Source organism: Nocardia sp. NPDC047648, assembly GCF_040642815.1.
Taxonomy (GTDB): domain Bacteria; phylum Actinomycetota; class Actinomycetes; order Mycobacteriales; family Mycobacteriaceae; genus Nocardia; species Nocardia gamkensis.
Window position 1 is genome coordinate 56,480 of sequence record NZ_JBEYSX010000016.1, and the last position, 17,226, is coordinate 73,705.

A 17,226-nucleotide genomic window follows, 5' to 3' on the forward strand; every position below is an offset into this window, starting at 1 on the left:
CCGGTTCACTCGAAAGAGGTGAATCGGTCGCGCTCGGAGATTCCTTACAGTCGACTATGCGGCCCCTTGCCTGCTCGGGCTGGGAGCTGCATCAGTAGACCAGGGCTCCGCTCGATCCGTGGCGGAGTCGATCAGCGTGGCGCAATCGCTCATCTCACGGCACATCCGGCCCGAGAGGAATCGACTATGACTACGTACGCACCGGCCACCATCCAGCAGGCGCAGTTCCCGATCATCGAATCGTTCACACAGGACACAGTGACCAACCCGCATTGGCAGCTGCTGGGCAGCGCGCGGCTGCACGACGGCAGCCTGGAACTCACTCCCAACGCCAATTCCCAGGCGGGGACGGCGTTTCTCGATCAGGCGTTCTCCTCCACGCTCGGGGTTACGATCGACTTCGACTACTCCTGCGAGGGAGCAGCTGCGCTCGGCGACGGCTTCAGCGTCTATGTGATCGATGGTGCGCACACCACCCAGCCCGGCGGTATCGGCGCCGCGCTCGGCTACTCCATCACGAAAACGGGGTCGGGGCAGATCACCGCGCCGGGAGTCACCGCCGGGTTCGTGGGAGTCGGCTTCGACAACTACGGCAACTTCGCCACACCGCTGGCAGGCATGGGAGGCGGCGCGCAACGGCCCAACACCGTCGGGGTGCGCGGTTCCGGCAATCTGCGGGAGGGGTTCGGCTGGCTGACCGGCGTTGCGGTGCCGGGTGGGTTCCACGCTGATTGGGAGCGCGGCGCCCATATCCAGGTCTCCATCATCGGCGGGCGGCTCACCGTTCGCCACGCAGACAAAACCAACCCGAACGGCACCCTGCTGATCGACAACTTCGATCTCGCCGGCGCCGACGGTCAACCGCGTGTGCCGGAGACCTTTAAACTAGGATTCGCGGCCGGAACCGGTGCCGCGACTGCCTACCACCGGATCCGCAACCTCAAGGTGACCCTGCCCGCGGAAATGCCTCTGGAGATCAGCGGCCCGCAGACAGCGCAGTCCGGTCAGCGGATCACCTACCGCATCGGCGTGCAGAACCTCGGCCCCAACGACGCCCCCGACGCCCAGCTGGAGGGGACGATTCCGACAGAGCTGACCGATCTGGAACTGACCTGCCAGGCCGAAAACGGGGCCGTGTGCGGGACCGGTTCGGTCCGCGACGGCTTACACATGCCCATCGACCTGCCCAAGGGCAGCAAAGCGACCATCACCTTGGCAGGCACCATCGATCCGCAGTACGAGGGCCGACTCACCTGCACCAGCCTGATCACCTCACCTTCACGCGCCAATACCGCCGAGCGGCACTCCGGCTCGGTCACCACCGAGGTCGATCGGCCTCCTGTCACCGTCTCCCCGGTGATCGTCGGGCAGTGGCCCCAGACCTGGCCCGAGGACGCCAAAGGGTGGGTTGTCAGCTACGACCTCACTCTGGCCGCCCACGAGCAGCGGGTGGTGTGGTGGGAGATCCGCTTCGACGTCCCGCCACGAACCCGAATCAATCCGCAGCAGAGCCAGTGGTACCAGGTGATCAAGGACGGCACCGACGGATCGGTCGTCATCGCCACACCGGACGACACCCACACCATCGAACCCGGAACACCCCTGACCGTGGCCGTGCAACTGCTCTACCCCTCCCAGCACGAGGCCGGTGACGGCACCCTGCGCAACCTCCACGCCACTGAGGTCACCCGCCCATAGCCCGCCGAACTCCAGAAATCCTCCTCGGAGTCGGTGCCCGAATCCTGAGGACTGTAAGACATGTGTTGAGTCAGAGTCGAGCAGGCCGGGGCACAGTCGGGATAACTCCCGTTCGGTGCCCCGGACCTATCGCCGAGCCGCGGCCAGGTGCGGCCGAAGGACGGGATCGGCGCGTCAGCGGGGCCGGATCTTTGCGGTCAGAGCCCGCTGCTGCCGAGGGACAGAATGCTGCTTCCGGCGCTGAGCAGCAGCGACAGAATCGACAGGAAATTCATTTCGGACTCTCTTTCCCCTGGTCACCGCCAGGGCTCTGATGGGCCGGTCCGGGGGAAGGTTGCGAGCGCTTCGGCGCTTCGTCCGCGGACCGCTGGGCTGCAGCGTAAACGGTCACGGCGGTTCGCCTGCGGGTTGCACTGCCCACCTCTGGCAACAACTACACCGAGCAACCTCGGGGTGGCCTCCCGCGCGAGATTGGATACTAATTCGAAGTCGCAGGATAGTCTGCAGCTAAGACTGTGTCTTACGGTTGTGATTTGTTCGCGTTGTGCCGGGATCGGCTGTGCTGCATGATGTCCGACTCGTGGCCGATGAGTTGTCGAAACGTCTCGTTCCGGATGAGTTGTGGGCTTTGGTCGAGCCGTTGCTTCCGGAGTTCACTGCACGTCCGCAGGGTGGTGGCACCGCTCCGGTCGATGAGCGTGCGGTATTTACCGCGGTGGTGTTCGTGCTGACCAGCGGTTGTGCGTGGCGGATGCTGCCGCCTTCGTTCGGGGTCACCGTGCCGACAGCGCACCGCCGGTTCAGCGTGTGGACCGAGGCCGGGCTGTGGCGACGTTTACACAACACCGTCCTGGACGAGTTGGGTCGCGCAGGCTTGATCGACTGGACGCGAGCGGTGATCGACGCGGCGAGTGTGCGGGAACCCCGCTGTCGGTGGGTATCTCGGCCGCCAACACCACCGACGCCGAAGCGCTGCGGCCTCTGGTCGAAGCCGTCCCGGCCATCCGCTCGCGGCGCGGTCCGCGCCGACGCAAACCCGGCAAGCTGCACACCGATAAGGCATACGACACCGCCGAACTGCGGCAATGGGTGCGAGACCGCGGCATCGGCGTCCGCATCGCCCGCAAAGGCATCGAATCCAGCGACCGCCTCGGCCGCCACCGTTGGGTGATCGAACGCACGATCTCCTGGCTCACCGGCTACCACCGCCTCTACATCCGCTACGACCGCAAGGCCACCCACTCCCTGGCCTTCCTCACCCTCGCCGCCACACTGATCTGCTACAAGAAACTCGCGAATCAACCACGTGAGACACGGTCTAAGAAGAAGCGGCCCCCAACCCGGCACGGTTCAGCCGGATCCGAAATCGCTGCTCTGGAAACTGGTGCGAGAACCCTTGAATGCAACTTTGTCGAACGTGGCGTCGCCGCTGAAGCTCGCCCAGTCGGATCCGGCGTTGCGGCTGAGAGTGGACTGGCCGAACTCGGCGTGGGCGCTGAAGGTCGTCTCGCCGAATCCGGCTGTGCCGCTGAAGGTCGCCCGGCCGAACTCGGCGTCGCCGCTGAAGGTGGCCTCGACGAACCCGGCGTCGCCACCGAAGGTCGCCTCGCCGAACGTGGCGGTGCCGCTAAAGGTGACATGTCGAACCGGGAGGTGCCGGAGAACGTGCAGCCCCGGAAGTCGACGTCTTCCAGATCGGCGGTACGGAAGTCGAACTCGCTTGTTGACCAGTTGTATTCGGTGTCCGGTTTCGGGTGGTCGGCAATGACTCGGACGATGGTCTTGCGGACCTTGCGGTCGTTCTCCCGATACTCGACATGTTCCTCGATCTCGCCGCGGTCTACACGGGGCGTCTTGATCACTAGCTTGGTGCGCCCACTACCACCGTGTTCGGCATCGTAGGGCAGGCGCAGATATCCGCAGAGTACGTCGATACATTGCTGTCGGCGCAGGCCGTTGGTCTCGTCGGCGACGCCGGCCATCGCGTACACGCCAGCGAGGCGGACCGCGACATCGGGCGCCCCGAGCTGCGCGGCCGCGGCGCCGAACCGTTCGACGAACCGGCTTTGCTCCAGATCGCGCTGACGGCGGTAGGCGATCACTAGTGCGACGACACCACCGACTCCCGCGACGATGGTCAAGGAAACCCGGGTGATGTCGATCGGCGCTGCAGCAGCCGTACTGGTGGGCGTGATGATCGGTAGGAACCCGTAGGCGGCGAAGGCGACGACCAGGCCGGCGCCTAGCGCGAAACCGACTACAGGGAAGAGCCCGATCAGTCCCGCCCGGCGCCGAGCGCCGCCCTGTTGACCCTGCTTATCCGCGCCCGCCCGCGGCCGTCTTTGTACATGTCTGCGCGTCAGCCGCACTCGCCCACCCGAGCATTGCCCGATTGTGATCGAAGACGCGCTACCCACCCGATCCTGAGAACTATCCGTAGCGGCCCAAAAGTTTGGGCTGTGCAGTCCCGCTAGCCGGCGAACCCCGGGCACAGGTTGGTGGTGGCGGCGCTGACGAAGAGCACGCCCTGGTGGAACTGGTAGGTGGCCTCGACCGCGGAGATCTCTTCGAGTACCGTGGTGCCGCCGCGCAGGTGATCGCAGGTCGCGTACCCGGCGGCGACCATCTCGTCGGCCTTCTTACCGGGCAGGGTGGCGTTGTTGATGCTGATCTCCTCGAGGAAGGAACCCTCGGCACTCGGGTCGGCGGTGGCGATGGCACCGCCCAGCACGGTTGCGCCGAGCGCGGCGGCGGTGACGGCGGTCGCGACGGCGAAGGTGCGGAAGCGGTTGCGGGTGATCCCCATGATGTGGTTCCTGTTCGAGAGGTGTTGTGCCTGTGGGACTTAATGATTCCGCCCCGGCGCGCCCGGAAGTAGCCACCCCAGGGATGAGTCGGCCACCCCCTGTGGCGCGCTGGACGCACGGGGAAGGGCCCCGGTGCGCGGACGGGGCCGCGCTCGAAAAGCGCGAGGTTTGTTTTCCGGTTCTGGTAAGCCTGCTGTCAGTCGCGGGCGGAGCGCCGTGGACTGAAGGCGCTCGGGAACTATCGCAACGCCGCTTCGACCTGTGTTCCTCTGAGCCGAATCCGCATCGGCGGGCGATGGTCGCCACGCCGCCACCCAGGGCCCTCGAGCGTCCTTCCATATGCCGGAAGTACTGGGTGGGCGGCGTGGCTACCAGCGTGCGAGGGGGTGAGGCTCACTGGTGAGTGCGGCCAATACCGCAGCGACCGTCGTGTTGCCCAGCAATGGGTTACCTTCACGTCTGCGCAACGCGGCAGCTTGGCGCAGTGCTGACTCGACGAACGAAATGTTGCCTCGACCAGTTGAATCCGCCCAGTACACTTCGGTGCGGTTCGCCGAGTCGCTACTGCTGGCCGGGATGATGCCGTCGATCGGTAGTGTCGCCGACGCATACGATAATGCGTTGGCGGAAAACATAATTGGGCTCTACATGACCGAAGCGATCCGCGCCGACTCCCCGTTCCGTCGCGATCCGCTGCGCGACATCGGTGATGTGGAAGCGGTCACCGCCGCCTGGACGGCCTGGTACAACAGAAGCCGCCCGATGCACCGCCTCGGACGCAAACCGCCGGTCGAGTACGAGGCCGATTACCCTGCGAAGGCCACCGGCCAACAAGCCGGAATCAAATAAACCGGTGTGCACCAATCCCGGGGCGATTCACCGGCGAGCGCGCCCCCATCTGACCACGTGCCTGACGCAGCAGCCTAGCTGCTCGTGAATTGAGCCTTGACTACTGGTATCGCACGATTTGCGAGCTCAACGCCTGCTGAGCTTCTCCCGATTCCCGGGAGCGGCGGAGGCGATCGTGCACCGCACGGTCACCACGCTCCGGTGAGGGTTTGGGACTCCGGCGCGGGCCGAGAGGTTTCGGGGCTCAAGTGCGCCCGGTGCGCAGCCAATGCGCCCAGTCGATGCACCCCGGCTGTGGCGGCCTTGTCGATCACCGGTCGAACACAGAAGGAAGGAGATTACCGGTGCACTCGCCGGCCCCGATCCGGGCAGCGCCGGGACCAGGGACGGCGGGCGGCGCCGGCCGGTCTGATGGATTATGCCACCTGATGCTGGTAGGCGGAGTAGTCGAGGTAACCCTTGTCGCCGCCGACGTAATAGGTCGCCTCGTCGGCCTCGTCGAGCGGAAGGTCGGCCCGCAGGCGCTCGACCAAGTCGGGGTTGGCCAGGAACGCCCGCCCGAAGCTGATCACATCTGCACCCAGCTTGAGCCAGTGATCGGCGGCTTTGCGGTCGGCAGGAGTGGCGCTCAACGGGTTCGAGGGATTCACGATCAGGGTGCCGGGCCATGCTCGGCGCAGCTCGACCAGGACCTCCTCGTCGGTGGTCGCCTCCAGGTGCACGTACGCAAGGTCGTGCTGTGCGAGCTCGGCCAATAGCGCGCTGTACAGCTCGGGGATATCATCCTCGATCGCGTCCCAAATTCCCGCACCTGGACTGAGACGAATGCCGACCCGGCTGCCGCCGATCGCTTCCATGGCCCCCTCGACAGCCTCGACGGCGAAACGGATCCGACCGGCGATCGAGCCACCGTAACGGTCGGTTCGCTGATTGGCATTGCTGGAGAGGAACTGCCCGATGAGGTAGCCGTTGGCGCCGTGCAGCTCGACTCCGTCGAAACCTGCCTCGATCGCCCTACTCGCCGCTGCCGCGTACGACAGGGCCTCGGGGGTGACTTCGGCAGTATCGAGCGCTCGGGGGACGGGTGTCGGCTGCGGCCCGGTCGGGGTGAAGACCATCGCCTCACGCGCTGCGATGGGCGAGGGGCCGACGGGTTGCAGGCCGGTGGTGTCCGGGTGGCTGATCCGGCCGCCGTGCATGATCTGAGCGAAGATCCGTCCGCCATTCGCATGGGTCGCCGCGGTGACTTGTCGCCACGACTCGACCTGGGCGTCGGTGTACAGTCCAGGCGTCATTGGGTTGGACTGGCCGATCAGGCTGGGCTGGATGCCCTCGGTGATGATCAGCCCAGCAGTCGCCCGCTGCGCGTAGTACGTCGCCATCGATGCTGTCGCCAGGCCATCGGCGTTGGAGCGCACGCGTGACATCGGAGCCATCGCAATCCGGTTCGGGAGCCGAAGCCCCGCGAGGTCGTAGGAGTCGAACAGGGTTGTCTCGGTTGTCATGGCTCGACGGTAAGACCTACCATTGACGTCAGAGGCAAGTATTTGCGATGGAGGTCACAGTGCGGATCGGTCAGCTGGCAGAGCAGGCAGGGGTGAGTGTCCGTGCATTGCGCTACTACGAAGAACAGGGACTGCTGACCAGCACGCGCAGCCCCAGCGGCCAACGGACCTACGTCGACGGCGCTGTCGAGCGGGTCCGCCTGCTCCGCCGCCTGTATGCCGCCGGACTGTCGAGCCGCACCATCGTCGAGCTGCTCCCTTGCGTCGACTCGCCGCGCGCCGAGCAGTCCGACGAGACCTGGGCGCGACTGCTGGAGGAACGTGCGCGCCTCGACGCGCACATCTCCGACCTGCTCCAAGCCCGCGATGTCCTGGACGGGATCGTAACGACGAACCGCCGCCATCGCGAGACATTCGTCGACCAGGTCGACATTCACTGACCGCGAGCACGATGGTGTATGAACCCCAACGAGTGGTTCCAACTCGACGTCACCACTCGACTGGTGGAGACCGGGTTCGAGGTCGGATCGCTCGAACTGGTGGCCGTCCTCGAGCCGATGCCGGGACTGCCGAAACCCGCACCACGTCTATGTCGGCCGGATCCCACCGTGAGGTCCGGGTGTTCCTACCGGTCGCACGGCCTCCTCGACTCTGGCGACCAGGTACTTGGCGTGCAGGTCGGGGCATGCGCGTCGAGGCCGACAGGTGCACGATCAGCTTCGGGTCGGGCAAACCGCTCCGCCTGAATGTGGCGCAGAGACCCCTTGTGGAGAATCGTCGATCCCGTTGTCGATTCCCTTGAGCCCACTTGTCGAACCACGCGCACTGCAGCGCCGCCGTGAGAGTGAAGATCTTCTTGCGCGCGTCGCGCTGGTCGGGACCGGCGGCCACGAACCTCACCTCGACGATGTCCTTGACCGTAGGGGCCATGGTGTGGTGTCGGACACCCTGCTCGTCGCCAGGTCGGCGGTGGTCATCGGACCGCACACGTCGAGCATCTCCAGCACTGCAGCGAGGACGAAATGCCCCTGACCTGAACAGACGTCGCGCAGGTCGAGTGCCACCGGCCGGGCACTATTGGGAATGGGAGCGACCAGCGGTTTCGTGGAGGACGCTGAGGTCGAAGCGAGATTCAGCCGTCCCAGCCTGATTGACGCACAACCGGAAACTGAAGCCCCGAACCCACTGTCGTGGGTTCGGGGTCATTGTGTTCACAGTGGGCGGTCGAACGGTTCGGCCGGCACCGGTGGGTGATGGGGTGAACCATGGTCTGGCTAAGAGGATTCCGTGAGCTCACGCTCCGCTACGAGCGCCTCGCGGCGCTGACCGGCTACAACAAGCTCGAACTCCCGAACAACATAAGACCGCTCTGAGGAGCCGATCGTCGCGCCCTCCAGCAGCGTGCTGGTCGCATCGTTGATGCAACCGAGGCGCCCCTGGCATTGTCGCCACTCGTCCGATGCCGCAGACGCGCTAATGTGTGGTGACGAACCGCCGTTAAGTTGCATCTGCTACTCGACTGACGGATTCGGTATGTGAATGCCGGATGTCGGAGATTGATTTTCGCTGCAGATCCCGGTCAGCTATCACTGCGACCACCGGAGAAGCCAGAAAATTGATGCTGTAGTTGATGAGCCCTATGGCGATAGCAAGCGTGAGACCAGGCGATGCCACCATGATGGCGCCGATGCCTACCGACAAAGAAATAATGCCCAAAACGGTCTCGCCGGCGGCTACGCGTAGCGCGCCCAAGCCGGAAGGCAACGAGCGGAACTTGTTGGTGCGCTGCCAATGTGCGGGTAATCCGAGGTCAGCGGCAAAAGCAGCGACAAGGATCACGCAGGTCAGCGCGGTTGTGGCGATCTCCCCACCCACCGCTTGCCGCCAGGTCGACTGAAGCACATGACGATAGGTCAGCGCCCGCATGGCTTTCCGCGACGCCGCCATAGCAATCAGGGCAGTCCAGACCGGTACTAGAAGCGGGAGCGAGTCCTGATTCCAGACGGCCGCGGCGATCAATGCTATCGAGAGCGCGATGAGTACCAGTTGAAGGCCCGCCAATCCTATGGACAACCCATGTACCGCGTGGTGCATCCGTTGGCGGACTGTGAGTGCAGAGGGAGACCTCGCTGGACCAGGTACAAACAGTCGCCAATGTGTCCGAAACTCCTGCACCGGACCGTAGGTCCACCGGAACCGCTGCTTCTTGTAGCCCGCATATGTCTCTGGGATGAGCCCCCTGCCATAGGCCTTGGTCAGATAGACTGATCGGTACCCGAGGGCATGGATGCGGATGGCCAGTTCAGAATCTTCGGTCAGACACCACTCGGCCCAGCCTCCGGCCTCGAGTAGCGCATTGCGGCGAATCAGTGACATGGTTCCCACGGTCAAACCGGTACCGTGTTCATCCAACGACACCATGGACGTGTGAAAGAACATCGCATACTCGGCGTTGGCCATTCTCCCGAATACTGAGTCGCTGTAGTCGCGATAGGCGTGCGGACATTGAACGAATCCCATCTCCGGATCATCAAAAAAGCCGACCGTGTCCCTCAGCCAATCTGGATCAACGTGGTAGTCGGCATCCACCACTGCAACAAGCTCGGCAGTCGGATCCGTGTGCTGCAGAGCCCAGTTCAGTGCACCGGCTTTCGCGCCGGTTATACCCATGACGCGCAGGAAGCGGAACCTTGGCCCGAGACGACGGCAATGCTCCTCAACTGGCCGCCACAACGTCTCGTCCGCTGTATTGTTGTCGATCACCAATACCTCGAAGTCCACGTATCGCAACTGCGACAACACGTTCAGGGTCTCGATTACCAAATCCGGCGGCTCAGCATGCGTCGGAACATGAATCGACACCCTTGATGGCCGATTATCTGGTTTCCAACCTGCAAGCGGCTCGGCCCGCCTGGTCCACTGCTGCCGGAGCAGAACCTCCCAGTGTTCGAAGACATTAATAATATGAGCCGGAAGAACTATCAGACCCACCACAGCCATGGCTATCATTAGCAACCATGTCACCATGCTGGTGTGCGACAAGATCAAAAAGCGCGTTCCCCATAGGATCTGACTGACGATCATCAAAAGGAAAGATATCCAAACCGCCATTCCAACCACTCGAAAATGTGGCCATCTTCGAACCGCGAGCGCGGTCGCCGCCATCCCGATGGCCGCAATCGCCACTGCAATAAACCAATCGCAACCCAACACGCATGCAGTTGCGGCGCCGACCCCATGTGACACCGGTATCGCCAGCAGAGCTGGACGTCGCGTCATCCGCCCGCGCCAGCTTAAAGCTAGAAATCCGATACTCACCAAATGGGCAATCGATGCCTCTACCAGCCCAGCAGTGATCCATGCATTGAAGCTCATCGCCCCTCCAGTTTTGCATTCACAAACACGATTTCGTAAGAAATCGGCATTCTGCGCGCAGAATAGGTTCTACTCATGACTGACCTTTAACGCGATCAGTATCTATTGCAGGATGCAGCTCTTTCTGCGGATCGAGGCTTTCGACTACAAAGGCGAGCGGAATCTGCGCAGACCGCTACGATCAGACTTGAGGGGGACGCGGTCACCTTTCGCCAGGGCTTGCAGGATATTTTCCTTTCCAGTCCTGGCCGGCCGCCTCGAATGAGTTCGATTGGGTTCATTCGACCGGTCTGCGCTCCATCCGCCGCACCGCAAGCTGCCAGTAGGTCAGGCCGAATAGGTAGAGCACACCAAGATGGAAGAGGTCGACCAGACCGTCGAAGCCGAACACCGCATGTCTGACGAGCTGGATTCAGTGATGAACCCGGATTTGCATTGGCAGATTATCTGCATCCACTTCGGCAGTGCGGAAATCGGGCAGTTTGTGCCAGCGGTGACGATGCCAGGGTCGTAGGCGAAGTTCCTATCGACCGGAACACCCGCAATTAGCATGCTGAACGAAGCCCATCCGAATTCCGTCACGAACCCGATGAGTGGCACTGCCAACATGCCCAAGCGGGATGTAAGCCGAAGATCGGCGAGACCACGGGCGCCATCCAACCGTAGATCCCGCGCGCAAATCCCGCTTGGACGGCGATCGACGGCGCCGTGGAGTCAACAGCTATCGTGGCCGACTCGGTTGGCGATCCGTGTGGTGGCGCACCAGCTCGTCCCGCGCGACCGTGGTGGCGCAGCCACACAGTGCTGTGGCTGCTGTCCGGTCAGCGTGCCGCTAGCTGCACCTGCTGAGGCTGGGCCAGATGATCGGCGAAGTGGGGTGCCAAAGCGGTCCAGCCGATCTGCTTACGCACTCGTTTGATGACCTTCTTGAACGACTTCGCGTCTACGTATCCAGCGTGGCGGGCCGACTTGACGAGGTGCAGACCGCCGCTGAGGTCGGGACGGTCGGTGGCGATCAGGCGGTCGAACTGCGCAGCCCTCTGTGGCTGGGTTGTCTGGTCACGCAGATATTGGGCGACGATGTTGGAGATGTTGTCGAACAGTGTGTACGCACTCGAGTTGGTTTCGAGATAGCCGAGGGTGAACAAGTTGCGGTGCTCACGGTTGAACGCTGTCAGGTACTGCGCCGGCCGGTCGCCGTTCCAGGCGAACAGGTCTGCGTTCACATACGGGATGCGCATCTCGTAGCCCGTCGCGTACAGCACCAGGTCGATCTTCTCCCGGGACCCGTCGGTGAAAACGACGTCCGGACCGTCGAAGCGTTCGATATCGGGTTTGACAGCGATGTCGGCATGCTGGAGATGGTGCAGCAGTTGACTGTTGAGCAGTGGATGGCTCTCGAGCAGCTTGTGATCGGGTTTTGGCAGACCCCATCGGGTGACGTCGCCGACGATCAGCCGCAGTAGCGCGGTCACCACCGGGGTTTCGAGCCATCGCGGAATCGTGAAACTGGTGTCGTCGAACTTGTCGGCGGGCACGCCGAACACATGCTTGGGGATGATGTGGTAGCCGCGGCGGACGCTGATGAACGCCGCATCCGCAGCTTGGGCCGCGTCGCAGGCGATGTCTGCTCCAGAATTGCCCAGACCGACGACCAGCACACGCTTACCAGCGAAGTCGGAGGCTCGACGGTGGGTCACCGCATGACGGACCTCGCCGGCGAAGGTTCCCGGATGGGTCGGGATCCGCGGATGCCAGTTGGTGCCCGTTGCGCAGATCACCCCCCGGTAGCGACGCTGCTGGCCGTCGGCGAGGGTCAGCACCCAGTGGTCGCCGTCGGGGGTGGCCGCCACGACCGCGGTGTCGAACGAGATGGCCTGTCGCAGATCGAAGGTGTCGGCGAAGCTGCGGGTGTAGGCCAGGATCTGCCGGCGGCTGGGATAGTCGCCGAAATGCTTCGGCATCGGGAAGTCGTAGAAGCCCGAGAGATCGCGTGAGGAGATGAAGTGCGCCGACTCGTACATCGGTGTTCCCGGATTGTCGATATCCCAGATACCGCCCACGTCGGAATGACGTTCGAACTGGTCGTATTCGACGCCGTAGTGGCGCAGCATGCGGGCCATGCTCAACCCGGCCGGACCAGCACCCACGATGGCGACAGCATCGCCGCGGTCGACGAGTACCTCGGCAGCCTGTCGAGTCTCCTTGGCGCCGTTGGCCTCGACCGTGGAGCGGGTTGCGGTCTTGTTTTCCTTGGTCATGGTTCTCCGATGGTTGGATAGAAGATCTGATCGTGACGAACGGCGGTCAGGCGCCGATGCGGGCGAGGTAGCGTTGGCGGCCTTTCTCCCCGATCCAGTTGGCGGCGGGCAGCATCAGCGGGACCAGCCGTGGCATGGACTGCGCCAAACGGGTGAGGATCCCGTCGGAGGCTGGGACGAAGATCTCCACGCGGCCGGTACGCAGGGCTTTGTCCACCGCGTCGGCGACATCGCCGGGTGAGGAGATCGTGCCGACGAAGTTGAGAACGCTGCCGCCGTGGGCCGCCTCGTGCCGCAGCATCGGAGTGTCCACCGCGCTCGGGTACACCCCTCCGGCCGTGACACCGCTGCCTCGAAGCTCCAGATGCAGTGCAGCCAGGAATCCACGCAGCCCGGCCTTGGCCGCCGAATACGTTGCGCTGCCCGGCAAGGCGAGTACCGCTCCCTGCGACACGGTCGCCACAATGTGCCCGCTACCGCGCTTCGTCATCGCAATCGCCGCCGAGCGGGCCAGCTTGATCGCCGACACCAGCATGATCTGCAATTGCAGGTCAACCCGTTCAGGCGAGGTGTCCACGACATCTTCGGGAACCACGATGCCAGCATTGAGGAAACACACCTCCAACTCGCTGCCCCACTCGTTCTCGATACGCGCCGACAACGCCGCGACGGCGGCACCATCGGCCAGATCGCATGCCACCGCCACCGCTCCGGCTCCGATCTGTTCGGCGGCCTGCTCGGCCAGCATCTGGTCTCGTTCTGCGGCGAGAACTACATGACCGCGGGACACAAGTCGCCGCGCGACCTCTAACCCGATACCACCTGCAGCGCCCGTGACCAGCGCAAATGTCTTATCCGTCATGCTTCTCCTTGGCTTCAACCATGCTGGTCAATTGACCTGGTCAAGCGACCCAACTTTGTTCAGAGTAGATGGCGTGCACGGTGCTGCCCAGAGAATTCGTGTTACAATTCGGTCAATCGACCTGTTCATTCGACTGGGTCGGCTGACCAAGAACTGATGACCTGCCACAAGCGGGCACAGGCCGCGGATGCGTGCACCCAAGCCACGTCCCGGTAGGGCCAGCGCCATGCCGCCGTATGCCGTCGGCTCCGCTGCCCGCCGTCCGCTGCTCTGCCCGCCGCGGCCCACGGCGGGCGGAGCCCGCCATACTCTTCTCATCACCAGGTGACACCTATGGTTTTGCGCCAATCACACGCCGACACACACGATGGCCGGAGAAGCGCCGACGACCCCGCCCTACAGGAGGCGCGAATCCCTCCGAGCGTGCTGCTGGGCGTCTTCGATCTCGCCGACCATCGCGGCGTGGCCTGCGAATCTTGGCTTGACGGGATCGGCCTAACTCGCCAGCAGCTGACGATGCCCGAGACTCGGGTGTCGTTTCGTCAGGCCACGGCCATCCTGCTGCGCGCCCTGCGAGGGTTGGAGCCCGGGCCCATCGGCATCCACGTCGGTAGCCGTGATGTGTTCGTGTCCTGGGGGCTGACCGGCTTTGCCCTGCGCGCGGCGGCTTCCGTCGGCCAGGCCGTGTCGCTTGGGTTGGACCTGCACCAGGCTGCGGGCAGCCTGCTCGACTACGAATTCGAACCAGGCACAACAGAATTCGCGCTGCGGCTCGCCGAGCGCAGCCCCAACCCGGAACTGCTGGCCTTCCTTTGCGAAGAAGCGTGCACATCGATACTCGTGTTGGCTCGGTCGATATTCGGCAGTCAGGTGACACCGACTCGGCTCGAATTCGCCTACCCACGGCCCGTATACGCCGAGGCCTACAACCGAGCCTTCCGCTGCCCCATCCGATTCAACGCATGCGCCACCCGCGTCTACTTCGATGCCGCCCTGTTGAATCGGCCGCTGCCCACCGCCAACCCCGCCCAAATCGGGTTGGCCGTCGAAACAGCCCGACACCTCGCCGACCCCGAACGATCCCGCCACGACCTCGTCGCCACGGTGGAGACCCTTCTGCGGCAGAATCTGCGACGACCGATCACCGCGGCATTCATCGCCCAGCGCCTCAGAATCAGCGAGCGCACCCTGCACCGGCGACTCGCCGAGGCCGGTGAGAAATTCGGCGAAATTCGCGATCGAGTACGCACGCATCGCGCCCGAATTCTGCTGCGTGAATCGGACATGCCTCTGACGGCCATCGCCATGGAAGTCGGATTCAGCGACCGCCGAGAATTCCGGCGCGCCTATCAACGCTGGACAGGCCGAAGCCCCAGCGCCGAACGAGCCTCTGCTACGGCAGCAATGGAAAACTCACCGCACCGCGGTGGTGGAGTTACGCCGATCTCGTTCTAACCCGCCGTGAGCGGCGGACTCGTCGCCGCGCGGCCGAATAATGCCAGTTGCATTCAAATCGAAGGATTTATTTGCAGAAATAGACCCGCGGTTCGAGTTGTGACGCAGACGCCCCCCGTGCCGACAGCAATTCCCCTATGCCTGTCGGGTGAGTGCTGATTGAATCTCGCGACAGCCGGAGTTCGAAGAGACCGGATCCGCTCGAGGGCACGACCCTGATACCCCTCACAACAAAGCCTCAGCTCTTATCCAGTCGCATGCGGCTTCCACGTACACCATGGCTCACCGAAAATGTAAAAGAATTTTATACAAGGGGAAATGTCTCGTGCATCACACATCCCGCACTCGTCTCACAGTAGCAACCACCGCCTTCGCGATCGCGGTACTGGCCGGTGAAAACACGATCACCGCCACGAATGCCTTGGCCGAATCTTCACTGTCCCCGGCCGCCACGGCGACAGCCGCAACCCCGGACCAGGTCGCACCCCAGACCGCCGTCGACACCTGGGTTGCCGCAGCTCTCGACGTCCCTGACACCGGTATCGACCTTCGCCCGCAGCCAGACATCGCGGATGTGCCCGACCGGCCGCAGTCGGCGGTGGCCACTGCAACCGACATCGACGCACAAACCGATATCAACAACGCGCTCAGTCAGGCTGGCAATGAGTTCATGCTGGCCGTCACCGTAGGCACCATGGTCGGCGGTGTCGTCGGACTCGTTGGCGGCTGCGCAGTCGGCGCAGTCGTCGGCGCAATCGGGGGCTGCATACCGGGACTGGCTCTGGGCGCGGCGGTGGGCCCCATCCTCGGAGCGATGATCCTCGGAGTTCCTGCCGCCATCGTCGCGCTGGCCCAGGCCTACAGCACCCTGCACGCCGCAGGAGAGATCAGCGCGCCGCTGCCCACTCACTGACCGGCATCGTCCGGTCGAACCCACACCCGCATGAAGCTTCCCATGACAGCCGGGTTGCACGGTTCGGGTGGGAGAGCTTCACCGCTCTCACACCCGAGCTGCTGTGCTGGGCGACCGAATTCGGGACGCCCGTTCCGCTCGACCGAAAGCCGGCATGAACGACACCAACACCTCAGCCGCGGACAGCGCCACGGCCCCGGTCTGCGGCAGCTCTGCGCGACAAGTCAGCCGCCGCTGGATCGCTGCCTTCGCCCTTGCATGGCTGGGAATCTGGATGGCGCAGTTGACGTCGTTCCAGCTGATCCTGCCCTCTCAACTCAACACCAGCCTCGGCATAGGAACCATTCTGCGCCAAGATAATTGGCAACGCAGCGTCGCCGACTTCGGTCTCATCTCCGGCATAGCCGCAGTGTGCTCGGCAGTCGCGTTCCCCGTCGCAGGCACGCTCAGCGACCGCACCACCAGCCGCTTCGGCCGCCGCAGACCGTGGATCGTCGCCGGATCCCTCGTGTTCTCGGCGGCACTTGCTGTGCTGGCCACGCAGCACACAACGACCGGGATAGCACTGTGCTGGTCGATGGTGATCATCGGTTTCAGCATCGCTTGCGCGTCGCTGACCGCAATGATTGGCGACCAGGTGCCCACATCGCAGCGCGGCGTCGTATCCAGCTGGATTTCGGCACCTCAGGCGTTCGGCATCATTCTCGGTATCGGGATGATCGCGGCGCTGGCCCTCGACACCTCCCGTTCCTATCTGCTCGTCGCAGCCCTGCTCGTCGCCTGCGTGGCGCCGTTCGTGCTATTCACACCCGACCCCCAGGTCAGCAGACCGCGCCGCGCCTCACAAACCCTCCAGCATCTGCTGGCCGTGCACGATTTCCGTTGGACCCTCATCGGGCGCGTGCTGGTCAATCTCGGCAACTCCCTGGGTACTTCGCTCGCCCTGTACTACCTGCAGTTCGGCCTCGAGGTCACCGACCCCGACACCGCGCTTCTGACCTTGACCGGCGGCTACACGATCTGCGTCGTGGTTGCTTCCATCCTCAGCGGCTGGCTGTCTGATCGCTTCCGGGCCAGAAAGCCGTTCGTCATGATCGCCGCTCTACTACAGACGATCTCCGCCATCGTCATCCTTGCCACCGGAAGCGTCTGGGGCGCGGCAATCGCCAGTGCGATCACCGGTGCTGGTTTCGGCTGCTTCATGTCGATCGATCAGGCACTCGCCGCCGACGTCCTCCCTGATAGCGAACACAACGGTCAAGAACTCGGCGTCATGAACATCGCGATGGCTCTGCCCCAGGCTCTGGGCCCGCTCGTCGGCGCCTGGGTGATCGAGCTCGGCGGTGGATTCTCCGGGCTGTATATCGTTGCCGCCGGCTTCGCCACACTCGGCGGATTGTCGGTGATGAAAGTCAAGACCGTCCGATAGCCCGCTATGGCGCTCACGGCCACGCACGGCTGACTGGGTCAACTGACCCAGTATGGTGGTGTGCACGGAGGC

The 17,226-nt window shown here is 63.8% G+C and carries 13 protein-coding genes and 2 pseudogenes; 9 read left to right on the top strand and 6 right to left on the bottom strand.

Annotated elements, in window-relative coordinates:
- The first annotated feature begins 186 nt into the window (after positions 1-186).
- The gene (locus ABZ803_RS28370; RefSeq protein ID WP_357043881.1) at positions 187-1,698 is read left to right on the top strand and encodes a hypothetical protein; all 1,512 of its coding nucleotides are present in this window, start codon (positions 187-189) and stop codon (positions 1,696-1,698) included.
- A gap of 592 nt (positions 1,699-2,290) precedes the next feature.
- Positions 2,291-2,976: pseudogene (locus tag ABZ803_RS28375) on the top strand (transposase); the annotation flags it as partial.
- A 72-nt stretch (positions 2,977-3,048) separates the two neighbouring features.
- Here ABZ803_RS28375 and ABZ803_RS28380 read toward each other — a convergent pair.
- Positions 3,049-3,435, bottom strand: a complete 387-nt coding sequence (locus ABZ803_RS28380) for a pentapeptide repeat-containing protein (RefSeq protein ID WP_357044112.1) — start codon at positions 3,433-3,435, stop codon at positions 3,049-3,051.
- Between the two features lie 149 nt (positions 3,436-3,584).
- Between ABZ803_RS28380 and ABZ803_RS28385 the strand changes: the two genes are divergently transcribed.
- A complete protein-coding gene (locus tag ABZ803_RS28385) occupies positions 3,585-3,803 on the top strand; it encodes a hypothetical protein (protein ID WP_357043883.1) in 219 nt (72 codons plus the stop codon).
- Between the two features lie 365 nt (positions 3,804-4,168).
- Here ABZ803_RS28385 and ABZ803_RS28390 read toward each other — a convergent pair whose 3' ends face one another.
- Entirely contained in the window at positions 4,169-4,504 is a 336-nt protein-coding gene (locus ABZ803_RS28390; protein WP_357043885.1) for a DUF732 domain-containing protein, read from the bottom strand.
- Between the two features lie 532 nt (positions 4,505-5,036).
- Here ABZ803_RS28390 and ABZ803_RS28395 point away from each other — a divergent pair.
- Positions 5,037-5,354, top strand: a pseudogene (locus ABZ803_RS28395) (integrase core domain-containing protein); the annotation flags it as partial.
- 416 nt (positions 5,355-5,770) lie between these two features.
- Here ABZ803_RS28395 and ABZ803_RS28400 read toward each other — a convergent pair.
- Positions 5,771-6,859 carry an alkene reductase gene (locus tag ABZ803_RS28400; RefSeq protein WP_357043887.1) on the bottom strand — a complete coding sequence of 363 codons (1,089 nt, stop codon included), beginning with the start codon at positions 6,857-6,859 and terminating at the stop codon, positions 5,771-5,773.
- 47 nt (positions 6,860-6,906) lie between these two features.
- Here ABZ803_RS28400 and ABZ803_RS28405 point away from each other — a divergent pair, with 47 nt between their 5' ends.
- Positions 6,907-7,299, top strand: coding sequence for a MerR family transcriptional regulator (locus tag ABZ803_RS28405; protein WP_357043889.1), 393 nt, complete (start codon positions 6,907-6,909; stop codon positions 7,297-7,299).
- 1,057 nt (positions 7,300-8,356) lie between these two features.
- Here ABZ803_RS28405 and ABZ803_RS28410 read toward each other — a convergent pair.
- Entirely contained in the window at positions 8,357-10,234 is a 1,878-nt protein-coding gene (locus ABZ803_RS28410) for a glycosyltransferase (protein ID WP_357043891.1), read from the bottom strand.
- Positions 10,235-10,589: 355 nt separating this feature from the next.
- Here ABZ803_RS28410 and ABZ803_RS28415 point away from each other — a divergent pair, with 355 nt between their 5' ends.
- Positions 10,590-10,748, top strand: a complete 159-nt coding sequence (locus ABZ803_RS28415; RefSeq protein WP_357043893.1) for a hypothetical protein — start codon at positions 10,590-10,592, stop codon at positions 10,746-10,748.
- A 307-nt stretch (positions 10,749-11,055) separates the two neighbouring features.
- Here ABZ803_RS28415 and ABZ803_RS28420 read toward each other — a convergent pair whose 3' ends face one another.
- Positions 11,056-12,495 carry an NAD(P)-binding domain-containing protein gene (locus ABZ803_RS28420; protein ID WP_357043895.1) on the bottom strand — a complete coding sequence of 480 codons (1,440 nt, stop codon included), beginning with the start codon at positions 12,493-12,495 and terminating at the stop codon, positions 11,056-11,058.
- A gap of 46 nt (positions 12,496-12,541) precedes the next feature.
- On the bottom strand, positions 12,542-13,357 hold the full coding sequence (locus tag ABZ803_RS28425; protein WP_357043897.1) for an SDR family oxidoreductase: 816 nt from the start codon (positions 13,355-13,357) through the stop codon (positions 12,542-12,544).
- 423 nt (positions 13,358-13,780) lie between these two features.
- Between ABZ803_RS28425 and ABZ803_RS28430 the strand changes: the two genes are divergently transcribed.
- The 3 genes from ABZ803_RS28430 to ABZ803_RS28440 all read left to right on the top strand — a co-directional run bounded on the left by ABZ803_RS28430 (position 13,781) and on the right by ABZ803_RS28440 (position 17,154).
- Positions 13,781-14,812, top strand: a complete 1,032-nt coding sequence (locus ABZ803_RS28430; RefSeq protein WP_357043899.1) for an AraC family transcriptional regulator — start codon at positions 13,781-13,783, stop codon at positions 14,810-14,812.
- A gap of 277 nt (positions 14,813-15,089) precedes the next feature.
- The gene (locus tag ABZ803_RS28435; protein ID WP_357043901.1) at positions 15,090-15,725 is read left to right on the top strand and encodes a hypothetical protein; all 636 of its coding nucleotides are present in this window, start codon (positions 15,090-15,092) and stop codon (positions 15,723-15,725) included.
- Positions 15,726-15,879: 154 nt separating this feature from the next.
- Entirely contained in the window at positions 15,880-17,154 is a 1,275-nt protein-coding gene (locus ABZ803_RS28440; protein ID WP_357043903.1) for an MFS transporter, read from the top strand.
- Positions 17,155-17,226: the final 72 nt, after the last annotated feature.

Bases quoted from the DNA above. Each gene is read 5' to 3' on its own strand.
- ABZ803_RS28370 (WP_357043881.1), top strand. From the start codon at position 187: ATGACTACGTACGCACCGGCCACCATCCAGCAGGCGCAGTTCCCGATC.
- ABZ803_RS28390 (WP_357043885.1), bottom strand. From the start codon at position 4,504: ATGGGGATCACCCGCAACCGCTTCCGCACCTTCGCCGTCGCGACCGCC.
- ABZ803_RS28400 (WP_357043887.1), bottom strand. From the start codon at position 6,859: ATGACAACCGAGACAACCCTGTTCGACTCCTACGACCTCGCGGGGCTT.
- ABZ803_RS28405 (WP_357043889.1), top strand. From the start codon at position 6,907: ATGGAGGTCACAGTGCGGATCGGTCAGCTGGCAGAGCAGGCAGGGGTG.
- ABZ803_RS28410 (WP_357043891.1), bottom strand. From the start codon at position 10,234: ATGAGCTTCAATGCATGGATCACTGCTGGGCTGGTAGAGGCATCGATT.
- ABZ803_RS28415 (WP_357043893.1), top strand. From the start codon at position 10,590: ATGGAAGAGGTCGACCAGACCGTCGAAGCCGAACACCGCATGTCTGAC.
- ABZ803_RS28420 (WP_357043895.1), bottom strand. From the start codon at position 12,495: ATGACCAAGGAAAACAAGACCGCAACCCGCTCCACGGTCGAGGCCAAC.
- ABZ803_RS28425 (WP_357043897.1), bottom strand. From the start codon at position 13,357: ATGACGGATAAGACATTTGCGCTGGTCACGGGCGCTGCAGGTGGTATC.
- ABZ803_RS28435 (WP_357043901.1), top strand. From the start codon at position 15,090: ATGGCTCACCGAAAATGTAAAAGAATTTTATACAAGGGGAAATGTCTC.
- ABZ803_RS28440 (WP_357043903.1), top strand. From the start codon at position 15,880: ATGAACGACACCAACACCTCAGCCGCGGACAGCGCCACGGCCCCGGTC.